The sequence below is a fragment of the Luteibacter rhizovicinus genome (genome assembly GCF_004342265.1).
GTDB classification, from domain to species: domain Bacteria; phylum Pseudomonadota; class Gammaproteobacteria; order Xanthomonadales; family Rhodanobacteraceae; genus Luteibacter; species Luteibacter rhizovicinus_B.
Genome location: NZ_SMCS01000010.1, coordinates 68,091 through 89,261 on the forward strand (window position 1 = coordinate 68,091; position 21,171 = coordinate 89,261).

The window sequence follows — 21,171 nt, forward strand, 5'->3', positions numbered from 1 at the left end:
TGGATTCGACCAGAAAGTCTACGTGCGCACTCTGGTCATCCACTTGCTTGCAGTGTCATCCATATTTGCCTAGGCTGCGACCAACTCCGTCAGTATTTTGGAGTGGCAGGTGCGGCTAGGGGGTTGAACGTATCCGCAAGGGGGGATTGGCATGAGGAAGCGTACTGTCAGTTTGTGGAAAGCGGGGTCGATAGCCGCCATCTTCGCGGCGGGTAGCTTATCGGGCGCATCTGCTGTCGAAGTCGTCACGTACTACCTGACTGACCCGCAAGGATCGGTCTTGGCAACGACCAATGCATCGGGAGTTCTGAGCGCGACGTCAGACTATCGTCCTTATGGAGTCGCCGTGCTTGGCGGAACAACTGCTGGGGTGGGATATGCCGGACATGTTTTCGACGATGATTCCAATCTCGTTTATATGCAGCAGCGCTACTACGATCCGCAGATCGGTCGCTTTCTGAGCATTGATCCGGTTGCGCCTGATGGAAGTACGCGCGCGAACTTCAATAGATACAAGTACGCCACCAATAATCCGTACAAGTTCGTCGATCCTGACGGTCGATACGACAGATTGGTCTGGACGAGCAGTAATACCGTGAATGTGGTTATTCCATATGCGATTTCCGACTCGAATGGCGTTGCGCGCTTTACTTCCGCGCAAGTGGATGCGGATATCGCTAAGCGGCTATCGGGTAGCGTCAGCGTGAACGGCGTGACGGTTAACGTAATTGCAGTCCCCGTAAATGTCCCACTCGATTCGCCGGAAGTCGCTAGCGGTAAAGCTAACGTAATCAATGTCGACCCCACCGTGACCCGATCATTCACGAACAAGATAGGGGGCGACAAAATTGCACTGAATGCTAATGCGCTTCCGGGTGAGGTCTCTCACGAGATAACGCATACCGCTGGTGGCGGCGACCAGTATCCAGGAGGTGTGGATGTGTCCGGTCATTGGATTCCCGCTACGTCGCCAGCATTGGCCGGTACGCTGATGGGCGATATGCAGGGGGCCGCGAATTCCCAGACGTTTCGGGAGGTCGTTACCTCGCCTACGGCAGAAGTTCATTGCCTGAGTGGCGCCAGCGCACCCACTGGAGCATGCCAGTGATCGCCCAATCATTTCGATGGATTCTACTGGCTCTCATCGTTTGCTCGTCGCCAGTAGTTGGTGCGGCAGAGAAAAATTCTTCTCCCAGCCCCGGCGCACCTCCGGCCAAATGCCAGATTTTGCGAGGCTCATGGTGCATTCTGCGTGGCCCTTACGAGATAACCTTTTCGCCAATCCAGAATGAGCCCTGGTACCAGTGGCGGATATCTGAGCCTCAGTGGCGCGACGAGGCTGGAGTGGTTCTTGAGAGCGCGGGTTGTGTCGACACTGTTGCCGACATGACCGAGGTCGTCGGCGAGCCGAGACGGGTCATCTGGAATGGTCTTCCTTGGCGAGAGGTTGTCGTCCAGTTGACGAAGAATGGCGGGTGCCGCCTGCGTCTTTTGGCGCCTACGCACGAGCGGGCTCGACTGGATATGGCGGCATCTGTGCTGAGTGGCGGTTTGGCCGCCTGTTTCCACGGAACGCGCTGCGAAGATAGGGTATTCCCATTGGATATCTACAAAGCGTTCGGCAAGTTGAAATGATGTACACAGATATAGCTGCTGAATTCAAGGCGACGTTATGAATGCAGTGCAACGGATGTTTGCCGCCTCGGCGACTCTTATGGTTTGTGGATTTGCAGATGTGCGGGCGCAGGACGGCGGGCAGGGGGCGCAACGGTCAGCTTCTCCCTTGGTCCCCATCGCACCATCCAGGAAATGCCAGATAACGCATGGCGCGTGGTGCGTTCTCGGCAGCGATGCACAGATTACGTTCTCGCCGCGGTCCGACCTGGCCTCTTATCAGTGGACTATCTCCGCCAGCGACTGGCGGAGCGAGCCGGCGATCATCCTGGAAGGCACTCTCTGTTCCGACGCCAAGGCTGACTCGATAGAGATCGTCGGCACGCCGAAGAAGGTCACGTTCGAAGGTAAGTCTTGGCGCGAAGTGGATATTCAGCTGACGCGGGACGGAAAGTGCAGGCTTCGACTATTGGCACCGACGTCCGATCGTGCACCGCTGGATGCTGCGGTATCGATGCTTAGTACGGGCCTTGCGGCTTGCTTTGAAGGGCAGCCTTGCGAAGCGCATAGATTCGGCCAGAAGGTCTACGGCGCCTTCGGTAGCGTTCATTGACTACATGCTTAAAGGTAACTAATGCGCTATCTGGACGGTCAGGAAGTCATGCTTAACGACGTGGTCGATCTTGGTAGCGACTGGACGGGATGGGTTGTGGCTGTGATGGATACGAGGCAATACTCGGCGGAGCATCCAGGGGCGCAGTGGGGATACCTCGAGCAGGGCGCAATGGTTGAATGCCCTCAGGCTGGTCTTATTCACTACGTCGTTGCCGATGAGGACTTGGTCCTCATTCGACGAAGCGCATCAGCGGGTTAGCGTTGTCACATCTGGCCTCATTGAGCGTTGCCAGGGATCTTGCCGATACTTTGCCCATTGTGCGAGTACATCCGTGTCGATCCGCCCCGGCCACACGCCGTTAAGCAGCAAGCGAAGAGCCGGGTCGCGAGGTGCCAGCAGTTCAACTTCTCGCGACACCTCATGCGTGCGATATCTCCGCCAGCTCCGGATGAATGTCGATGATGTGCCGAGCCTGAAACCAGACTTCCAGTCCGGGCTTGATCTCATCGGTGCAGTAAGGCTGGTTATCCAGTTCCCCCCGATACCACTGATCGACCTTGCCAGTCACCTTAACCCACATCCGTTCGCCTTCGTCGATTAACTCCCCGTCGTCGGTTTCTACACGGATGTAGAAACGAAGCTTGACGAGGTTGCGTGGCTTCATCGACTCGCGCTCAGCCAGAGGCGGAATCCAGAACTTGTCTGGCGATTCCGCGTGGGCTATTTCGCCGTCGTCGACCATCCAGCCGTCATGTTCCAGCGTGGTCAGTCGCGGCGCGCTCATGCACGCGGCTCCTTCAGCCCCCGCCCCTTCCACGCATACCCCATCGCCAACAAAGCAAACCAGACCGGGCTAGCCATCAACGCCTGCCGCGTATCGCTTTCCAGCGACAACAACACCAGCACGAACGCGAAGAACACCAGACAAGCCCAACACATAAACACGCCACCGGGCATCTTGTACTCGGACACCGCATGCAGCTCCGGACGCTTCTTCCGATACGCCATATACGCCACAAGAATCAGCGACCACACGAACATAAACAGCACGGCGGCCAACGTCGTCACCAGCGTAAACGCGGTGACCAGATTCGGGATGATGTAGACCAGCGTCGCGCCGGCCAGCAGGCAGATGCACGAGAACAGCAACCCGCGCGACGGCACGGCGGCTTTCGACAGTTGCGCGAAGGTCTTCGGCGCGTGCTTCTCCTGCGCCAGGCCGTAGAGCATGCGGCTGGTGGAGAAGATGCCGCTGTTGGCGGACGAGGTGGCGGAGGTCAGGACGACGAAGTTGATCAGGCTCGCGGCGGCGGGAATGCCTGCCAGTACGAACAGTTCGACGAACGGGCTGCGGCCGGGCTGTACCTGGCGCCACGGGGTGACGGCCATGATGACGACCAGGGCCAGCACGTAGAACAGGATGATGCGGACAGGGATGGAGTTGATGGCTTTGGGCAGGTTGCGTTTCGGGTCGGCGGTTTCGGCGGCGGTGGTGCCGACCAGTTCGATGCCGACGAAGGCGAATACCGCGATCTGGAATCCCGCGAAGAAACCGGTCATTCCCATGGGGAACATGCCGCCGTCGCTCCACAGGTTGGTCAGCGACGCTTTATGTCCCGACGGCGAGGTGAAGCCCCAGGCGACCATGCCGAAGCCGACGATAATCAGCACCACGATGGCGACGATCTTGATCAGCGCGAACCAGAATTCCATTTCGCCGAAGAGTTTTACCGTCGCAAGGTTCAGGCACAGCAACAGCAGTACGCACAGCAGGGCGGGTACCCATGGCGCCAGTCCTGGCCACCAGAATTGCGCGTACGACGCGATGGCGATCACATCGGCGATGGCGGTGATGATCCAGCAGAACCAGTACGTCCAGCCGCAATAGAAGCCGGCCCATGGCCCGAGCAGGTCGGTACAGAAGTCGATGAACGATTTGTATTCCAGGTTGGACAGCAGCAGCTCGCCCATCGCGCGCATGACGAAGAACAACATCACGCCGATGATCAGGTACACCAGCAGGATGGACGGGCCGGCCAGGCTGATGGTCTTGCCCGAGCCCATGAACAGCCCGGTACCGATGGCGCCGCCGATGGCGATCAGCTGCAGATGGCGGTTGGACAGGCTGCGCCTGAGGTGATCCGGGTGCTGCTCCAGCGAAGAGGTCATCTGGCGGGCCGTCGGTGAAGGAAGCCGACAACATAGAAGAAATGGGAGGGGCTGGCTATGGGCCTGCATTCTTCGAATAATCGGGTGGCGTGCCGGACCCGGTTCCCCGTACCCTGCCGGCGGCCTCTCGATGAAGGACAGATGTGCGCCAGTTCACCGCCACCCGCAGCGGCACCGTCCTGATCGCCACGACCCTGTTCGTGCTGATCCTGGTCGGCGTGGCCGGTCTGGTGGCTTTCCGGATGCAGGCGGCGTCGCTCGAGGTGGTGGCGATCGGGGGTCTCGCGATCGTTGCCTTCCTCGGCATGTCGCTGGTTACCACGCAGGGCTACGAAGTGGGGGAGGGGATGCTCGTCATTCGCCGTGCCCTCATCTCCCGTCGCTTTCCGTTGCGCGGAGCACTCGTCCGCACGGACGATCTGGCGATGAGCGGAGCCATTCGCGTCTTCGGCAACGGCGGCCTGTTCGCGGTCGATGGGCTGTTCTACAGCCGCCGGCTCGGCTGGTTCCGTGCATATATAAGGAATAGCGACCATCTGATCGTCGTCACGCTGGTCGACGGCCGGACGGTGGTGGTGTCGCCGGATGACCCGTTGGGTTTTGTCGAGGCGGCGATGCGCGAGTCGGGTATCCAGCAACGGACAGGGGATCGATCATGAAGAGATGGCTCGCGACATGGGTGCTGATGGTGGCTCTGCCGTGGTCGGCGATGGCGACCAACGCACCGGATCCGTCCGCGTCGAGGAAGGTCCTGTTCATCGGCAACAGCATCACGTACACCAACAATCTTCCCTCCGCTTTCGCCGCGCTGGTTAGCGGGCAGCGACCGGGCAGTACGGTCTCGGTCGACATGTATGTAAAAGGCGCGGCGGCACTGGCCGACTTCGTGCGCGACGAATCGCTGCGCAGTGCGTTGCGCGACAACCATTACACCGACGTCATCGTGCAAGAGAGAGGCGGCAATGCGATATGTGCCGCCACCAGCAGCAGCGATATCGGCGAGGCATGCCGGGCTGTCGTAAAGGCGCACGAAGCGATATCGCGCATGGTCAGGCGTTCCGGCGCTACCGTGTATTACCTGGGAACGTATCAGCAGTCGGACACCGCGAACCTGCTTCTGGTCAAAGGTGAGCGACGCCTTGCCGATGCGATGAGCGCCCGCTATATCGACATCGCCGACGGCTTGACCGAAGTACGCCAACGTCATCCCGATCTTCCGTGGATATATGACGATGGCTCCCATCCCGGCGTAGCGACGGTGGGGTTCATGGCGGCGCAAATTTATGTAGCCGTGTTTGGCAGTAAGCCAGGTGCGCAGGAAATCTGCATGACGGATCCGCTTTACCATCCATACACGACCTTCGATGGAATGGTGCACATCGGTCAGAACGACAAACCGAGACCCCGCCAGTGCCTATTGTCAGAAGCGGAAATGCGCACCGTTCTGAACTGACCACAACACGCCCATACCCTCACCGTCGCCCCTGCGCAGGCAGGGCGACGGTGAGGGGGCCGGAATTGCGTACGTGAAGAGTCTCTTCACGTACGCAACCATCAAAAGTAAGAACCACGACACGCGCCTACGTCAAACTACGTATTGCACTTGGCCGTCCATATGATCTACTTACTTGTCTTAAAACCGGCAAACCCCAACCGGATGCGAGGATCCCACCATGGCCCGAATCCCCCGCTTCACCGGCCGCACACTCGCACTGACCGCGGCACTTCTTCTACCCGTCACGCTGACGTCCCCGGCAATCGCCGCCGACACACCGGAACCGCGCGCCGCACACACCTGCGTCGACCCTTCCGACAACGGCGCCATCAGCCTCGAGGCTGTTCCGTGTCGTGACCTCGGTCTGGCCAGTCCGCTTGAGCCCGGCGCCACGTTCGACGCCGAGATCGACTGGAACGGCACCGTACTAAGCGGCACGGACTGGATAGATCACGTCGAACGCAGCGCGTCCGATTCGGGATATCGCGTGGTGTTCGCGGAGTATTTCCCGCGCAGACCCGTCTGCACCGAAGCACTGTCCGACCATGTGTTCACCGATGGCGGAACGCAGGTGCATCGCGACGATGTCGCCATGGTCGACGGCGATTCCGAAGCGGCGCATCAGCTGACGGTTTCCACGTCACCCGTGGTGCGCGCCAAGGCAACCGGCGCGCCACTCGGTACACGTTGGAAACTGAAGTGCACCGTTCCCTAGCGACCCGCTTTGACGACCGTCGCGCCGTCGGGAACATGCGTGAATTCTTCGGTAGCCGTCCCGACTAAGCTCCGCCGACATTGATGCCAAGAGCGAACAGCACGGACAAGAGGGCCAGGGATATGGCGGACAAGGCCATCCAGACCTGCCCGAGCCGAGGTCGCTTGTCGGCCCAAACCGCCAGTGCCACATAGATCCCTGGTGCCACTCCTGCGTAACGTGTCATCGAGGTTAGTGTGCCGGTGAGCAGCGGCGCCAGAAGCGTAAGGAGCGTGAAAACGGCCAATTCGTGCCATCCACGCTTCCAGCATGTAACCGTACTGCACAGAGCCAGGACGGTAACCCCGAAATGGAGAATTCTCGGGTTCCATGGCGTGATGATCTTGTGCGGCCGATTGATGTAGTCGAGCAAGGCTGCCCAAGGCGCGTGGAGTTCACGGCCCCAGGCGACCTGGATGTCTTTGAACGCAAGAGGGTTGCCGGTAATCGACCACAGGTAAGCCATGAATATCGCCACGCCGAACACGATAGGGGCCAGCTTCATCAGGTCGGCGAAGCGCCGTTCACCTTTGAGCCAACGCATAAAGAGTGCGGGAGCCAGGAACAGACCGTTCAGGCGGGTGGCCCCCGCAAAGAGTCCCAGGAAACCAGCGAGCCACCATCGTTGCGTAAGCGCGGCGAGGAACGAGGCTGTTGCCAGCGCGAAGAACAGCGATTCGGTATGGGGCAGCATCATGAAGTAGCTGGCTGGCCAAAATGATGCAAATAGCGTCGCGTGATCGGCTAGCCGATCGGAGTCCGTGAGGCGGCGTGTCAGGAGCCAGAGAAAGCACAGGCCAGCGAGCCAAAGCAGGTTGGACAACACGATGCCCGACCATACCCATTCGCCGCTCAGCGCTGCCGCTGCCTTCCACAGTAGCGGGTGCAGCGGGAAGAACGCCCAATTTGCCTGCCTGGACGTATCGAATGGGCGCTGCTCATACCCGTCGTGGGCAACGGTGTAGTACCAGCCCGAATCGTTCCCTATCGCTACTCTACTGAGGCCATCTGCGATGGCCCGGGCAGACAGCTTGATCGCAATGTTGTCATCCTTGCCCCAGCTTTCTGCCGGTACCTGGGCAACCAGCGGCGCGGCGGAAAGGATCAGGATAATAGCCAGGCGCGATAGCAAAAACGGTACAAACACGCGCTTGAGGCATGTCGGAATGACATCAGTAAGACGGCGGGCTTGCGAGCGCCAGGTTGATGTTGTGCTAGCAACTACGGTGTTCATCGGTGCCTTGGGGGAACTGAGTCGAAGTAGCGCACCGAGTCAAGCATCAGCGGCAGCAGCACACGGGTTGCATGGTGTGCGCGGCGATAGTCGGATAACCGCATTCGTGGCCCTGTCGATTCGTGGATGGTGGCGGGGCATTGTATGTCACTTGCCGGCACGGCCCTCCTGGCTGCCAGGTCCGTTCCTACATGGTCAATGCTAAAGATCCGTCAGCGAATGCCGTTATGCTTCTGTCATACCGGCCTCCGGCACGAACTGTGAGGGAGCAGAAAGTCATGGCGACTAGCGATACCGACCGCATTCTGGACTATTGGCACAGCGTTGAATTTTTCAACGCCTACGACCTCGACGATCAGCTGGAGGAGGCCAGGCGGAGCCGCCACCCGACTCAGCTCATCGATGACGAAAGGTTGGTGGACGGTACCTGGGCCACTTTTTCACAGCGGCCCCGCACGATTTATCTGCTCCCGTTCGACGTCTCACACGTCACGCGTGTCGTCGAGGCCTGTATCGCTACCGCGCCGGACGCCCTGGTCGAGCAACGCGATGCGGAGGCCGCCGCGGAAGGACTGACGTGTTTCGCAAAACTGACCGTCAGTCATGAAGGCAAGCCCGATTTCGACGGTATCAGCCTCTCGGCACTCCCCTGGGCACTCGGTCGTTTGCAGCATGGCGACATGACCGACCTCTGCGCGGATGCTTTCGAGGCAAGTGCGCAGGATCTGAAGCAGGGTTTGTTGGACGATCTGTCCGATAGCGAGGATGGAATTTTCGATCCGGACATGCTGCTGAAAACCATCGATCGTCTGAGGAAGTGGTCGCGTTTCGATGTGAGTACCAAAGGTCTCGCATGGCTCGATGTCGGCAACACACCCCAGGCACAGAACGTTTCGAAGAAGGCATCACCCGACGAGCCGGAGGAGTCCGACGAAGCTGCCGCCAATGCCGCTGAGATCGCCGCGGCCCGCGATATGCCGATACTTAACAGCTTCTACGTCCACGACCTTACCCAGGCGAAGCGCGAACTGAAAGGAAAGCGGCTTCCAAGGGCGCTGGCTTCATACCTTGCAGGAGTCGACGCGGCAAAGACCGATCTCGACAGCGAAGAAGGGCAGCGCGAAATAAGGGAAACACTACGTCCGCGCAACGGTATCGCAGGCCGGTGGCCGTCCGAACCACAGCACGTGCAGTCGCTTATGCAGCAGTACGCGCTGAATAAGATGAAGGTGATGAGCGAGGGTGAGGTGCTGGCTGTGAACGGTCCGCCCGGCACAGGGAAAACCACGTTGTTGCGCGATCTCATTGCGCACCTCGTTACCGCACGAGCGGACGTCCTGGCATCGTTGAACAGCGCGAAGGACGGGCTGGCAGGGGGCACCGTCGACGCTGTTTTCTCGAAGCAGACGCGGACTATTCCGTTACTCATTCCTGCACTGACAGGATTCGAGATCGTTGTCGCCTCCACGAACAATGGCGCGGTAGAGAATCTTTCGTTGGAGCTTCCGCAGTGCAAAGGCATCGATCCGGCTCGAAAGGACTCGCTTAAGTACTTCACGGATGTTGCCACGAAGTACGCGGGAACCCGGTCGAATAAGCCCTGGGCGGAGCCATCCGAGCCGGTTTGGGGACTGGTATCGGCGGCGCTCGGCAAAAGCGCCAACCGTTCACGGTTTGGTGAAGTGTTTGGATACAAGTCGTCTCGCCCAGGCGAAAAGCCCGGGCAATCGGGACGATTCCTCGCTCGTCACAGCGTCGATACGGAAAGTGGAAAGAGCTGGGCGCGATGGACTATTGGCTGTATGCCAAGGAGAAACCCGGCAAACCGACGTTCTCGGGTGCGCGTCAGGACTATCTCCGGGCCCGTCGTGCCTATGATGCCGAGCAGGTGCGCCTTGCACGTCTGGACGATGCTATCGCTCATGTACAGAAGGCGTGGCCGGTTATCGAGTCGTTGTGGCCCACGGCACCAGCCTTCGATCTGAAAGAGCTGCAGCCAGTCATCGATGCTTTTCCTCGTCTGATCGAGAGGTTGGAAGGCGAGGCGCAATCGGTTGGACGACGACTGGGCCCATCCTTCCTGCACTGGCTAACGGCTCTCTTTCGCAGGGATATATATAGCCAGTGGTGCGACGCGCGCGATCGGGTTGCTTTTGTCAGGGCAATCCGGAATGCGCTCATCGATCTGAAAGCGCTGACGGGAACATTCGATGTCGCGCTATGGGATGGGCAGCCGCTGGATAGCGATGGGAATCAGCGGCGCGCGTTCTGGCAGGGCCAGGGTCTGAATGTCCTGCGTAGTGATTTGTTCGCTGCGGCGATGGCCCTGCATGAGGCCTTCTTCCTGGAGGCTGCATCTAACGATGTCGTTATAGCTCTTTCGTCGATGCTGTCGTCACCGCCCCTTCCTTCCGCTCGTACGGCGTTGTGGCAGTGGTTCTTTATGCTGACGCCTGTGGTCTCCAGTACGTTTGCCTCGGTTCGGCGACAGTTCGCGGGCATCGGCGTGGAAGGGCTTGGTTGGCTGGTCATTGATGAGGCAGGGCAGGCTGTGCCGCAAGCCGCGGTCGGGGCCATGATGCGTGCGCGACGGGTCGTGGTGGTGGGCGATCCTTTGCAGATTCCGCCCGTGGTGACCCAGTCGACGCGGCTGCTCGCCCGGCTGGGGCAGCATTGGCTGAAGGATAGCCGCGCCCGTTACGCAGTGGACAGTCATTCGGTGCAGACGCTGGCCGATCGTATCTACCCGATGGGGGTGCGGCACCCTGTCGACGACAGCCGGTTCATCGGTATACCGCTGGTGATGCATCGTCGTTGCGACAATCCCATGTTCGACATCGCGAACGCCATCGCATACGGCGGTCGCATGAAGCACGCAAAAGATGGTTCGGCGGCTGCCCATCCGGTGTTCCGCAAGAGCTCGTGGTGGAATGTCTGCGGCGAGACGGAGGGTGACACTAAATACGTGTCCGCCCAGGGCGAGCACTTGCTGCAGGCTCTATTCGCACTCTATCGACACGACATCGCAACGCGAGGTCCGACGATGCCGAGGGTTTTCGTTATCACGCCATTTCGACAGGTCAAGAGCGGCCTGCTGGCATTGCTTGGCGATCATGACGTCTGGCAGCAGGGGCTCGCGGGGTGGGATGTGCCCGTTCCCACCGATCTCCAGGATTGGGCCCGAATTTCCATCGGTACGGTCCATACCTTCCAGGGGAAGGAGAACGATGTGGTGTTCTTCGTGCTGGGCTGCGATCAGGCACGCGGTGGTGCCGTCGACTGGGCATGTGCCGAACCGAATCTACTGAACGTGGCGCTGACTCGCGCAAAGAGCCACGTATATGTCATTGGCGACCGCGATGTCTGGGCACATAAAAGATACTTCAGTGTCGCGGCGGGCATGCTCGATACCGATACGTGGACGCCAGCTCTTCGCGATGAATTGATGGTCGAGGTTCCGTAGAGGCAGGGTATATGCATCGGCTGCCAGGGTGGCTTACATCGTAATCGCTGGAAAAGCGATGTGGAGTTAGGTCGACGGCGGATCGTAATTAGTTACGTTGACAAGATTCTACGAATGGGCATAGATTCATGCGCTATCGACGCAAAGTCGATACTCAGGGGGAAAGGGAATGTTCTGTTGCTTCGCTGTGGTGGGGTTAGCGTATCCGTCCGTTCGTTCCAGCGATTTGCGTGTAATCACGCGAAGTCCGTTACGAACTTAAGCTCCACCGACGCGTAACGGCGGAATATCCGCGTTCGCATTCGTCAGAAACGCGGCCCTTGGGTCGGCGTAATCAGTTCCAGGGGAATCCATCGATGTCGCCTACGTATCGTCGTGCGCGTGTGATCGCGCGCGTGCTCATCTGCCTGCTTGCCGCGGCTATGCTGAGTCAGGGGGCTTTTGCCCAGACCGCCACGTCCTCGCCCGAAGACGAGTACAAAAAACTCATCAAGGTCGACGAAGAGATCCAGCCGCTGGGTGAGAATCCCTTCGGCGAGTCGGTGAATGTGTATGACGGCTCGCTATCGTTCCACGTTACCGACATCAGCATTCCCGGTACCGGCCCGACGATCACGATCGGTCGTACGTTCCAGGCGGACGGCGATGCCGAGATACGCAAGGACAACGCGGCGTTCGGTGACTGGGATATCGATATTCCGCGACTCTCGACGCTGACCAGCGCCGCGGACACGATTCAGCAGGGGCCGAATCAGATCGGGTGGTTGGTCAATTCCATCGCCCGAACCGATCGCTGCACGAATTTCCGCGAGCCGCCCGATTTGCGTATAGGGCGTCCGGGGACCGAAGACCTTCCGCCCGATAAATGGTGGAACCAGGGCTATTTGCTGCGTATACCGGGCGTGCCCGATCAGGACATCCTTTCGCGTGGCCCCACCAGTCAGCAAGCTCCCCAGATGTCGGGGATCAATTTCGTTGGCGTATCGAAAGGCAACTGGAATATCGGGTGTCTGTCCGCTACGGCTAACGGCGAGGCTGGCGAGGCATTCCTCGCGGTAGGGCCTGATGGCAGTAAGTACTGGCTGAACTACCTTGTGTACCGACAGGCGCGTGCCTTCAAGGTTGCGCGTCAATTCGGTTTCATGATGGCCACACGCGTCGAAGACCGCTTCGGCAACTGGCTTACCTATTCGTACGACGCCGGAAAGCTCAGCAGCATCGACGCGAGCGATGGCCGACGAGTGACCTTCGGGTATACCGCCGACGGTAAGCAGATCGCGCAGGTGAACGTTGTCGCGGGCGGTGCGACGCGAACATGGACCTATAGCTACGTGGCAAGTGCCTCGGGTTCCTCGCTGACGCATGTCGGCCTGCCCGATGGAACTGCCTGGGACTATGCATTTCAGGACCTGACCTTCAACGTCAAGACCTATACGAGATACCAACACTGCGTCGATCCGGATCTCCCGGATGGTTCGCTGGTGAAGACGGGAACTGTCTCTGGCCCCTCGGGTGTGCAGGGTACGTTTGAGGCGCGTCCGACGCGTCACGGACGCTCGGGCGTGACGGAACAGTGCGATATCCCGAACGGCCAGCCAACCGCGAACGCTTACGAACTGATTCCCCGCTACTACAACAACCTCGCACTGACCCGTAAGGTGATTACGGGTGCGCAGTTGGGTAGCCAGCAGTGGACCTATAGCTATCCGGTGGCCAATGCGACCTGGGCGTCGCAGTGTACTGGCGGCTGCGACTACACCACCTATAGCGATGTTACCGATCCCTCCGGCAATGCTACCCGCTACGTCTTCAGCAATCGTTTCGATGCGACCGAAGGCAAGCCGCTGCGTACCGACTACTACGCTGGAGGTGTGGCCGGAAGTCCCGTTCGCACCGAGGCATACACCTATGCGAGCCCCACGCAGGGACCGTGGCCGACCAGCTACGGCTACAACTTCAGCATCTATGCCAACGGTGGCAAGGTGATGCAGGAAGTCCCGCTTGTGAATCGCGTCATCCATCAGGATGACGACAATTACAGCTGGCAGGCGCAGGCGTTCGACAGCTTCGCGCGTCCGACGAAGGTTCAGCGCTGGAGCAATGCCGGCCCGTCTGTCATCGAGCAGACGAGCTTTTACGACGACCTCTCGCATTGGGTGATCGGACTGCCGTTGCAGACCGACAACCTCACCACGGGCGAAACAGTCAGTCGCAACGTCTACAATCCGGCGAATGCCACGCTGACGGATCGTTATCGTTTCGGCCAGCACCTGATGAGCTACGGGTTCGACGGGCAGGGCCAGCTAGGTACGTTCACCGATAACAATGGTCACACCACGTGGCTGCAAGATTATAAACGCGGCATTCCGCAGACGATCAAATACCAAGACGGCACGACGCAGGTGCTGGGTGTAGACGACTTCGGCCAGATTGCCTGGATCAGGAATCAGCAGGGGAGTACGACGTCTTACGGTTACGACGCCATCGGTCGGGTAAGCCGCATCGATTATCCGGCGGGCGACACGGTCGCGTGGGCACCGAAGACCTTCAGTTATGAATACGTCGGTCCCGAGCGCGGTATTTCGGGCAACCACTGGCGCCGTACAGTGCGGCAGGGCGACAAGGCGCAGGTAACCTACTTCGACGCCATGTTGCGCCCGATTTTGAGTGGCACCTATCGCAACAGCGATGGGGCCTGGCATGTCGCGGCTCGTACCGACTACGACTGGCAAGGTCACAAGACCTTCCAGTCCTCGCCGGTCAATGGCGCGCAAGACCTGATCAGCATCGGCGCAGGCGTGTTGACGTGGTACGACGTCATCGGTCGGCCGGTCCAATCGTTGCAACATTCCGAACTGGGCGATCTGGTGAGCCATACAGCGTACCTGTCGGGTTCGCGCAAGCAGGTCACGGACCCCAAGGGCAATGTCACGACCACGGCTTATCAGGTCTTCGACCAGCCGTCCTACGACAACGTTATTCGCGTCGACGCACCGGAAGGCATCGTCCAGACCATCGATCGCGATATCTATGGCAATCCGCGCTGGATCGATCAGGGCGGTGTGCGCAAGTACATGTACTACGACGGCTACCATCGTTTGTGTCGTACGTTGGAACCGGAAAGCGGTAGCGAAGTGATGGACTACGACGCCGCGAACAATCTGGCGTGGAGCGCCTCGGGTCTGGCCATCACCGATGGCGGTGCCGATGGTTGCGGGCGCGGGCAGGTGAGTGCCGCTGCAAAAACCATCCGCGGTTATGACGTAATGAACCGCGTGACCTCGGTGGTTTATCCCAGCGGTACCGACAGCAGCAGCTTCACCTATGACGTTCTCGGCAACCCGGCGACGGCGACCTCCGGGTTTACCTCGTGGACCTTTGGCCGCAACAAGCTCGGCCTGCTGACCGCGGAAGTCCTGAACGTCGATGGTTACCAGTGGTCGCTGGGTTACGGGTACGACCCGAACGGGGCACTGAGCACCGTGCTCTACCCGGACGGCAAAATCGTGCCGTACAGCCCGGACGCACTCGGCCGGCCGACCCAGGTCGGTGGTTACGCCAACAGCATTAGCTACTTCCCGGATGGCGATCTCCAGTCGTTCAATCTGGGCAGCGGGGCGAGCTATCTGGCGCAGAAGAACCTGCGCTATATGATCAGCAACTTCAGCTACGGCGCGGGCGGCGCTATCGCCGTCAGCGAAGACTTCGCCTATGACGCCAATGCCAACGTCAACCGGATTACCGATCTGACGAACGGTGGTCAGCGCACGAAGGTCATGGGCTATGACGGCCTCAACCGCCTGACCAGTGCGACGGCGAGCAACCTGTGGGGCACGGAAAGCTACACCTACGACACGCTCAACAACATTCGCACGCTGAGCAACAGCGGCGGCACCAATGTGTACAACTACGACGGCAATAACCTGCTGGCGTCGGTGACCAACGGTGCGGCCACGGTCCACAGTTTCCAGTACGACCCCCGCGGCAACACGGTCAACAAGAACAACGTCGCGCTGACTTTCGATCAAGCCAACCGGCTGACCGCGATTCAGGGCAAGGGTGCGTATTTGTATGACGCGGCCGGGCGACGGGTGAAGAAGCAGTCGATGACGAACAACACGACGACGTATTACGGCTACAACAGTGCCGGGCAGTTGATGTGGGAATACGATCCGTCAAATACGACGGGAATCGACTATATCTACCTCGGCAAGAAGCTGGTCGCATCTACGAAAACCCAGATGTCGAAGGTGATTGGCGACTTCAATGGCATCACGCAGTCAGGTGGCGATGCATACCTTCAGGGCTGGGCATGCTCCACTGGTCGCGCAGCTTCGATCGATGTACATGTGTACGTCGGAGGGCCCTATGGCACGGGCACTGGTATCGGTGCCTACACCGCGAATCAGCCGAGTGAGGACGCCGTAGCGATCCAGTGTCACGCTAGCGGCACGGCCTACCGTTTCGCCATTAAGCTGACCGAGGCGCAGCGTGTTCAGTACGGCAATCAACCTTTGTACATTTACGGAATCACGCCGCCGGCTGTGAACGGGGATAACCTGTTGCTTCCAGGATCGGCACAATTTGTCGTGCCACCTTCGATACTGGCACCTGTTGCAGTGACCACGGTCAACGCTACCGTAGCGGGTGATCTGGCGAGTATCGGTGTGATCTGGTCGACTTCGCCCAATACGACGTACTACTACGTCGAGCAGAAGGTCAACGAAACGCCGTGGAACGCTGTCTACAACGGAATGGCTACGAGCTATACGCTAAGCAATCCGCCTGATGCGTCATTTGTCTATCGCGTTCAAGCCTGCAACGCGAATGGGTGCAGCACCCCGACGCTGTCCGCTGCGGTGAGAGTTGCACATTTCCCTCCGACGCCGGGCTCCATCAGCGTGCCCGGGACAAGCTCTGGCAGCATCCCTGTTTCGTGGCCAGGTGTTGCTTATGCCACCTACTACGTCGTGGAGCACACGACGGACGGCAATTGGAGCCAGGTGTACTCGGGAGGTGCGACATCGACAACCGTTGGCGAAGGGGCGACGGGAAACTACTACTACCGGGTGAAGGCGTGTAACGGAAACGGATGCAGCGGCTATGTTCAGTCGCCCTATGTCGTTGTCACGATAGCGCCGTCGGCGGCGCCGCCTATCAACGGCGGCGGTATCAGTAATAACGGCGCATACGCGATCGGTTGGAATGGTGTTCCTGGTGGCGTGTACTACACGCTACTTGAAAGCGCCAACGGTGGCGGTTGGACGGTTGTGCAACAAAACGGCGCCGGCAATTGGTCGACCAGCGGTCGCGGCAACGGTAACTATGTCTATCAGGTGCAGGCGTGTAACGCAGGTGGATGCGGGCCATGGAGTGGGCAGGTCACCGTAACGGTGGCGCTCATCCCGCCAACTCCCACGGGTTTCTACATGACCGATACCATCACAGGTAAGCGTGAGAACTACACGCTTTACTGGGATGCATCTCCGGGCGCGACGCGTTACGAGGTACTTCGTTACGAGACAGGAGCAATCATCTACTCGGGACCGAACCGATCCTATCTCGCTGAGGGTGGTAACTCGCCGTACGTCAACAAGTACAGCTACTCAGTACGCGCCTGCAACGATCAGGGCTGCTCCGCATGGAGTGGGAGGAACGGTTGATGAGCTATTTCCTGTCATCACGGTTTGCGGCGAGAGTGCCGTCTTGTGACCCATCTCCAGGCATGCCACGGGTGGCGAATACTGCCCGGCGTGCGAGCAGCGTAACGAATGTACTGAACTGCGTTGTTGGTCTCATCGCATTTATTTCGTTTGCACCGACTGTTCGTGCCGAAGAGGTCACGTACTACCTCACCAATCCGCAGGGAACGCCGCTTGCGACAACTGATGCACAGAACAACATCACGCGCCGGCTGGATCAGAAGCCATATGGAGATGGCGTGCTTGATGAAGAGAAAGGGGTTGGGTATACGGGGCACGTCATAGATGCCGATACGGATTATGTGTACATGCAGGCGCGATACTATGACCCGCTTGTCGGTCGTTTTCTATCCGTTGACCCTCATCCCTCCGACACAGGATCAGTGTTTTTCTTCAATCGATTTGCATACGCACGGAATGCGCCGAGCCGCTACTCGGACGAGGATGGAGAGAAGCCTGGCGACAAATTCGCAACGCCTGAGCAGGCGGCTTATGACGCGCTTCAGTACATTAATGCTCGTTCTATCGCCGAAAACCACGAATACCTTGGGTACATCGTAATCTTAGAACGCCAGTTTGTTGCCACCGAAGCCGTGCGCGCAGCGGAAGACCACGCAAATGCACCTATGCCTGAGGGCATCCCGGTGGTGGGGGACTACCATACGCATGGAAACTACACGAAGAAAGTTGGCAGCGAATACGTTATCGTGGATTCGGCCAGCGATGGATTTGATAGTGATAATTTTTCGACTAGAGATAAGTTACGTTATGCAGGGTTTGCGTCCATATTGAAGCATGTGTACAGGGGCTACTTAGGAACACCAAGTGGGAAAAGCTGGGTATATGACCCTTCTGTTGGAAAGGCGATGTCTCTCGACGATATGGTTCGTGAGCAACGCAGATATGCGGATGAGCGAGCGCAAGAGATGCAGCGGGATCGAGACATGAGGCGGGACGTTTCTGATCAGAACCATTAGGTGCTACTAGTCGTGAGTGATTGATCGCTATTGAATGATATGTCGCGCATCAATGTTTATATCTAGGGGTGGGAAGTGATGAACGGATTTGTTCCATTCAGATCGGCGCTTTATGGATTTATTATATTGGCGGTATGCGTGTGCCCAACTCCGGGTTTGACGCAAGATACCTATGGGCCAGGCGTGGGGGATTGCGCGAAAATAAGTTGCGTACTCACACCGCAGCAAGTTTTGGCGCTTGCGGCTGCAACAGTCAGGTACAAGATTGACATGCCAAAGGTGTCCGAATTCGGTGCCTACGTCGGCGTAGTGGAAGAAGGGATTGAGGTGACGATTTTGCCGCGTGAGTCTGATCCGACTGTCTATCGCGGAAAGGGTGAAAAAATGGCGATTACATATATCTATGATACGACGGGAACAAAGTTAAAAAAAATGTCTTACAACCGTTGAATATGTCAGATGAACTCGGCGATTTGGCGGCACCGGTATTGATTGGCCAAAAGTTCCCAAGGCAATTTTGGCCGACGAGCTAGGTGGGAGAGCCAGGGAGGGAGAGTTTGCTCTTTTCTTTCAGCGACTCGTCGTCTCGGCAGGTCTTGGCGGGAAGGTAATCTATGCGGGTGACGGCGCTATGGATTTGACGCTGGACTCATCGATCGATGAGCTTGTCTGCTGCATTCCCGTGCTTGCGATGTTGCCTCAGCATCACAGATCTATCCCATTCCGGATATTGCGTGGTGTGCATCGTTGACGTTTGAAGGCTACATGTACTTTGGCTTCCGAGGATGTTGGCAGGTCTGATGCGAAATCAGAAAGATGTTTTCCGGGGCATTTGCGCCGATGAAGCGAGATTTTTGTGACGATCCTGTTCGCGCTCTTCTTTTTAGTGCCGAATACACCTGAGGGTTCCGGTAGCGGTCGAACGGTTTGTGATCTTGCCTTGCATGCAACGGAAGCTCACGTTGAGCATTTGCATGGAATCTAACGTAGCGACCGGCGCGAATTTTCGTTCGTGATGGATAAGACATGTCCGGGTGTTACGTTGGACGTGAAGCAGGCGACAACGGTTGTTGAGGACGAGAGTGTCTCGCAATTTATGCGAGCTGTCGTCGGCGACTATCGTGATTTGTCGGGACGGTACTTCGTCATTGACGCAGCCGTCGATTTCACTCCATCGAGGGGAAATGCCCGGGGCTCCGTCCAGTTCATACGGATCTGGAAGTTTCATAAGCTTTGAAATAGGCGGCCCGAACAATTTCCAGCAAGACCGGATGTCGACCGTAAGGTTCGGTACCCATAGGCATGGTGGTGCCTGTTCGAGCCCGCTCCTCCCGAGAGCATAAGGCATTGACACATCGTGGCTTGTATCCGTAAATTCTTTTGATACTGGCGTGTGGCCGGTACTTCGGGGGAAGGGGAATGTTCTGCCGCATCCTGGTCACAGGGGCGCATTCATAGTGCGGACTTCGCTGGTTACGCGCGCCGTACTTTCGGCGTTGACGATCTGTCTTGTCTCCTGCGCCGCGGCGAAAGCTCCGGTGGCGGCCGCGTCCGTGCCGATAACGAGGGCTCCCGTCGAATGTAACGTTTACCTGCGGAATGCATGTTTTCGTTTTGAGGAGGGGCAGTCTGTCGTTGCCTCGACTCCTGTGGATTTCTATCTTTACAGGGTTCAGCTTGCCGACAATGTTCGGGCGACGATCTACTACGGCCGGCATCCGAATACCAAGCTGACTGATCGGGGCATCGAGAGCAATTGCAGCAAAGTGAGCGCCGCCAGATGCATTATCCAGGTGGATGCTCAACGCATCGAAGCTCTCTATCAGGCTGCGCCGCAGGATGCGTCCATGCATCTGACGATATCCGTTGCTGATGGCTCCGATGAAAAGTTAGCTAAAGAATTCATCAGCACGTTCAGGGCATGCGAAACGAATGATCACGGCGTCGAGTGCTCTCCTGGGGAATTGTTCGATACGACGAAAGATCATCCGACCATCCCGAGTCGGTTGCGATAGCGGACGCAAAGGCGAGCTGCTCGTATGGCGTTTTACAACATCCTCATGGTGGCGGATGGTCTATCCGTACCATCGCCTTCCGGCCGAGATCCCATCATCGGTTTTTTGCTACGCGCCGAGTCTTTGGTCGTGATGAACCCAGTGTGCGCGCGAAGGCATTGATGCTTATCGCGCAGAGTGGTTCGGTGGCCCTTAGCCATGGCGGCAGGTTGCAGAGGTCCGATAGATGAGTCGACGAGGTTGATGCCAGCTGTCGAAGCTATGCCTTCCGGAGGACATCCCCTATGAAATTGTTTTTATTCGTATGGGTGATGCTCGCCTTCCTTTGGGCGGGATTGGCTTATGTATTTGTCCGCAGAACTGCCACGATCCTGGGCGATAAGGAACCGAGAGATTTTTTTGGTTTCAACGATTCGTCTTACTTCATGAAGTTTCTGCTTGGCCTTCGACCCATTCCATCCGACGGATATCTAGGTGCGCTCATCGCGTTGCTTCGGGTGGGCTATGTGCTGAATATTTGCGCGTTATGTATCTTCATGTATCTGGGGCTCACCTTTACCTTCCAGATGCATGGATGCGACGAGTGTATTGTGGCGCCTGCTGATCAACCAGTTATGTTCTGGTTGGTCTATCCAACCGTATTGATGGCTCTCGCGTACAGCCACCTGGCATACGCTTTTGTTGAAACGATGGATTTCATTTGCGACGACTTCGATGATCAGCAGGTATGCGGTCTGGCGGGAACGCTGTATACCCTGCGTTTTATCGTAGGCAATCGCGCCCTTCCGGAGGGAGGGCCGAGCGCTATGCTTTTGGGGCTGCGCATTGTCCTCGGGCTCACAGTCGCAGGCGTCATAGCGGCAATATGGTATGTGGCCTTGCCGGTCCCCCTCTAAACCGACTTCCCACAATGCAACTCAGTCGCTCGGATTCAACACGGAAAATCGGCTATGCCGTAGTCGTGGGTAGCTAGCGGAACGACGATATCCGGGCCAGTGGCCTCGACACGGGCGTGGAAGCGGTCCACTTCTGGATACGCCCCGCGTTCATGCTGCGATGCAATATGGCCGATCGCAATTTTCTAAGACATGACTTCCGGCAATGTCGGCCCGACACCCGGTCGGCTCACTAT

Annotated in this window: 15 protein-coding genes; 12 read left to right on the forward strand and 3 right to left on the reverse strand. The window is 58.2% G+C overall.

What is annotated here, in order from left to right:
- Positions 1-151: 151 nt before the first annotated feature.
- Together EC912_RS18120 and EC912_RS18125 are read left to right on the forward strand one after the other, a co-directional pair.
- The gene (locus tag EC912_RS18120; RefSeq protein WP_132147084.1) at positions 152-1,108 is read left to right on the forward strand and encodes an RHS repeat-associated core domain-containing protein; all 957 of its coding nucleotides are present in this window, start codon (positions 152-154) and stop codon (positions 1,106-1,108) included.
- A gap of 564 nt (positions 1,109-1,672) precedes the next feature.
- Complete coding sequence (locus EC912_RS18125; protein ID WP_132147087.1) at positions 1,673-2,227, forward strand: hypothetical protein; 555 nt, start codon at positions 1,673-1,675, stop codon at positions 2,225-2,227.
- A 421-nt stretch (positions 2,228-2,648) separates the two neighbouring features.
- Here the strand turns inward: EC912_RS18125 and EC912_RS18135 are convergent, their stop codons facing one another.
- Complete coding sequence (locus EC912_RS18135) at positions 2,649-3,014, reverse strand: DUF2314 domain-containing protein (protein WP_132147093.1); 366 nt, start codon at positions 3,012-3,014, stop codon at positions 2,649-2,651.
- Positions 3,011-4,399 carry a D-serine/D-alanine/glycine transporter gene (cycA, locus tag EC912_RS18140; protein WP_132147096.1) on the reverse strand — a complete coding sequence of 463 codons (1,389 nt, stop codon included), beginning with the start codon at positions 4,397-4,399 and terminating at the stop codon, positions 3,011-3,013. Before cycA ends, EC912_RS18135 begins: the two co-directional genes overlap by 4 nt.
- Positions 4,400-4,542: 143 nt before the next feature.
- Between cycA and EC912_RS18145 the strand changes: the two genes are divergently transcribed.
- The 3 genes from EC912_RS18145 to EC912_RS18155 all read left to right on the forward strand — a co-directional run bounded on the left by EC912_RS18145 (position 4,543) and on the right by EC912_RS18155 (position 6,609).
- A complete protein-coding gene (locus EC912_RS18145) occupies positions 4,543-5,058 on the forward strand; it encodes a PH domain-containing protein (protein WP_132147100.1) in 516 nt (171 codons plus the stop codon).
- Positions 5,055-5,852 (forward strand): SGNH/GDSL hydrolase family protein, encoded by a 798-nt coding sequence (locus EC912_RS18150; protein ID WP_132147103.1) that lies wholly within the window; start codon positions 5,055-5,057, stop codon positions 5,850-5,852. Before EC912_RS18145 ends, EC912_RS18150 begins: the two co-directional genes overlap by 4 nt.
- 220 nt (positions 5,853-6,072) lie before the next feature.
- Positions 6,073-6,609 carry a hypothetical protein gene (locus EC912_RS18155; RefSeq protein ID WP_132147106.1) on the forward strand — a complete coding sequence of 179 codons (537 nt, stop codon included), beginning with the start codon at positions 6,073-6,075 and terminating at the stop codon, positions 6,607-6,609.
- Positions 6,610-6,673: 64 nt separating this feature from the next.
- On the opposite strand, the gene EC912_RS18160 is transcribed toward EC912_RS18155, so the two are convergent.
- Positions 6,674-7,882: a hypothetical protein gene (locus tag EC912_RS18160; protein WP_132147109.1), complete on the reverse strand. Its 1,209-nt coding sequence runs from the start codon at positions 7,880-7,882 to the stop codon at positions 6,674-6,676.
- Positions 7,883-8,022: 140 nt separating this feature from the next.
- Between EC912_RS18160 and EC912_RS19705 the strand changes: the two genes are divergently transcribed.
- The 7 genes from EC912_RS19705 to EC912_RS18190 all read left to right on the forward strand — a co-directional run bounded on the left by EC912_RS19705 (position 8,023) and on the right by EC912_RS18190 (position 20,935).
- Entirely contained in the window at positions 8,023-9,867 is a 1,845-nt protein-coding gene (locus EC912_RS19705) for a hypothetical protein (RefSeq protein ID WP_243649344.1), read from the forward strand.
- The gene (locus EC912_RS19710) at positions 9,771-11,345 is read left to right on the forward strand and encodes a DEAD/DEAH box helicase (protein WP_243649345.1); all 1,575 of its coding nucleotides are present in this window, start codon (positions 9,771-9,773) and stop codon (positions 11,343-11,345) included. Before EC912_RS19705 ends, EC912_RS19710 begins: the two co-directional genes overlap by 97 nt.
- A 356-nt stretch (positions 11,346-11,701) precedes the next feature.
- Positions 11,702-17,008, forward strand: coding sequence for a hypothetical protein (locus EC912_RS18170; RefSeq protein WP_132147112.1), 5,307 nt, complete (start codon positions 11,702-11,704; stop codon positions 17,006-17,008).
- Positions 17,008-18,024: a DUF4329 domain-containing protein gene (locus EC912_RS18175; RefSeq protein WP_165973661.1), complete on the forward strand. Its 1,017-nt coding sequence runs from the start codon at positions 17,008-17,010 to the stop codon at positions 18,022-18,024. The genes EC912_RS18170 and EC912_RS18175 overlap by 1 nt, the downstream gene beginning before the upstream one ends.
- Before the next feature lie 78 nt (positions 18,025-18,102).
- Complete coding sequence (locus tag EC912_RS18180; RefSeq protein ID WP_132147118.1) at positions 18,103-18,474, forward strand: hypothetical protein; 372 nt, start codon at positions 18,103-18,105, stop codon at positions 18,472-18,474.
- 1,199 nt (positions 18,475-19,673) lie between these two features.
- Positions 19,674-20,039: a hypothetical protein gene (locus tag EC912_RS18185; RefSeq protein WP_132147121.1), complete on the forward strand. Its 366-nt coding sequence runs from the start codon at positions 19,674-19,676 to the stop codon at positions 20,037-20,039.
- A gap of 284 nt (positions 20,040-20,323) precedes the next feature.
- On the forward strand, positions 20,324-20,935 hold the full coding sequence (locus EC912_RS18190) for a hypothetical protein (RefSeq protein WP_132147124.1): 612 nt from the start codon (positions 20,324-20,326) through the stop codon (positions 20,933-20,935).
- The last annotated feature ends 236 nt before the right edge of the window (positions 20,936-21,171 follow it).

What these genes read in the sequence shown, in the direction of transcription:
- EC912_RS18155 (WP_132147106.1), top strand. Translation starts at nt 6,073, where the DNA reads ATGGCCCGAATCCCCCGCTTCACCGGCCGCACACTCGCACTGACCGCG.
- EC912_RS18120 (WP_132147084.1), top strand. Translation starts at nt 152, where the DNA reads ATGAGGAAGCGTACTGTCAGTTTGTGGAAAGCGGGGTCGATAGCCGCC.
- cycA (WP_132147096.1), bottom strand. Translation starts at nt 4,399, where the DNA reads ATGACCTCTTCGCTGGAGCAGCACCCGGATCACCTCAGGCGCAGCCTG.
- EC912_RS18180 (WP_132147118.1), top strand. Translation starts at nt 18,103, where the DNA reads ATGAACGGATTTGTTCCATTCAGATCGGCGCTTTATGGATTTATTATA.
- EC912_RS18175 (WP_165973661.1), top strand. Translation starts at nt 17,008, where the DNA reads ATGAGCTATTTCCTGTCATCACGGTTTGCGGCGAGAGTGCCGTCTTGT.
- EC912_RS18125 (WP_132147087.1), top strand. Translation starts at nt 1,673, where the DNA reads ATGAATGCAGTGCAACGGATGTTTGCCGCCTCGGCGACTCTTATGGTT.
- EC912_RS18135 (WP_132147093.1), bottom strand. Translation starts at nt 3,014, where the DNA reads ATGAGCGCGCCGCGACTGACCACGCTGGAACATGACGGCTGGATGGTC.
- EC912_RS18160 (WP_132147109.1), bottom strand. Translation starts at nt 7,882, where the DNA reads ATGAACACCGTAGTTGCTAGCACAACATCAACCTGGCGCTCGCAAGCC.
- EC912_RS18170 (WP_132147112.1), top strand. Translation starts at nt 11,702, where the DNA reads ATGTCGCCTACGTATCGTCGTGCGCGTGTGATCGCGCGCGTGCTCATC.
- EC912_RS18190 (WP_132147124.1), top strand. Translation starts at nt 20,324, where the DNA reads ATGAAATTGTTTTTATTCGTATGGGTGATGCTCGCCTTCCTTTGGGCG.
- EC912_RS18150 (WP_132147103.1), top strand. Translation starts at nt 5,055, where the DNA reads ATGAAGAGATGGCTCGCGACATGGGTGCTGATGGTGGCTCTGCCGTGG.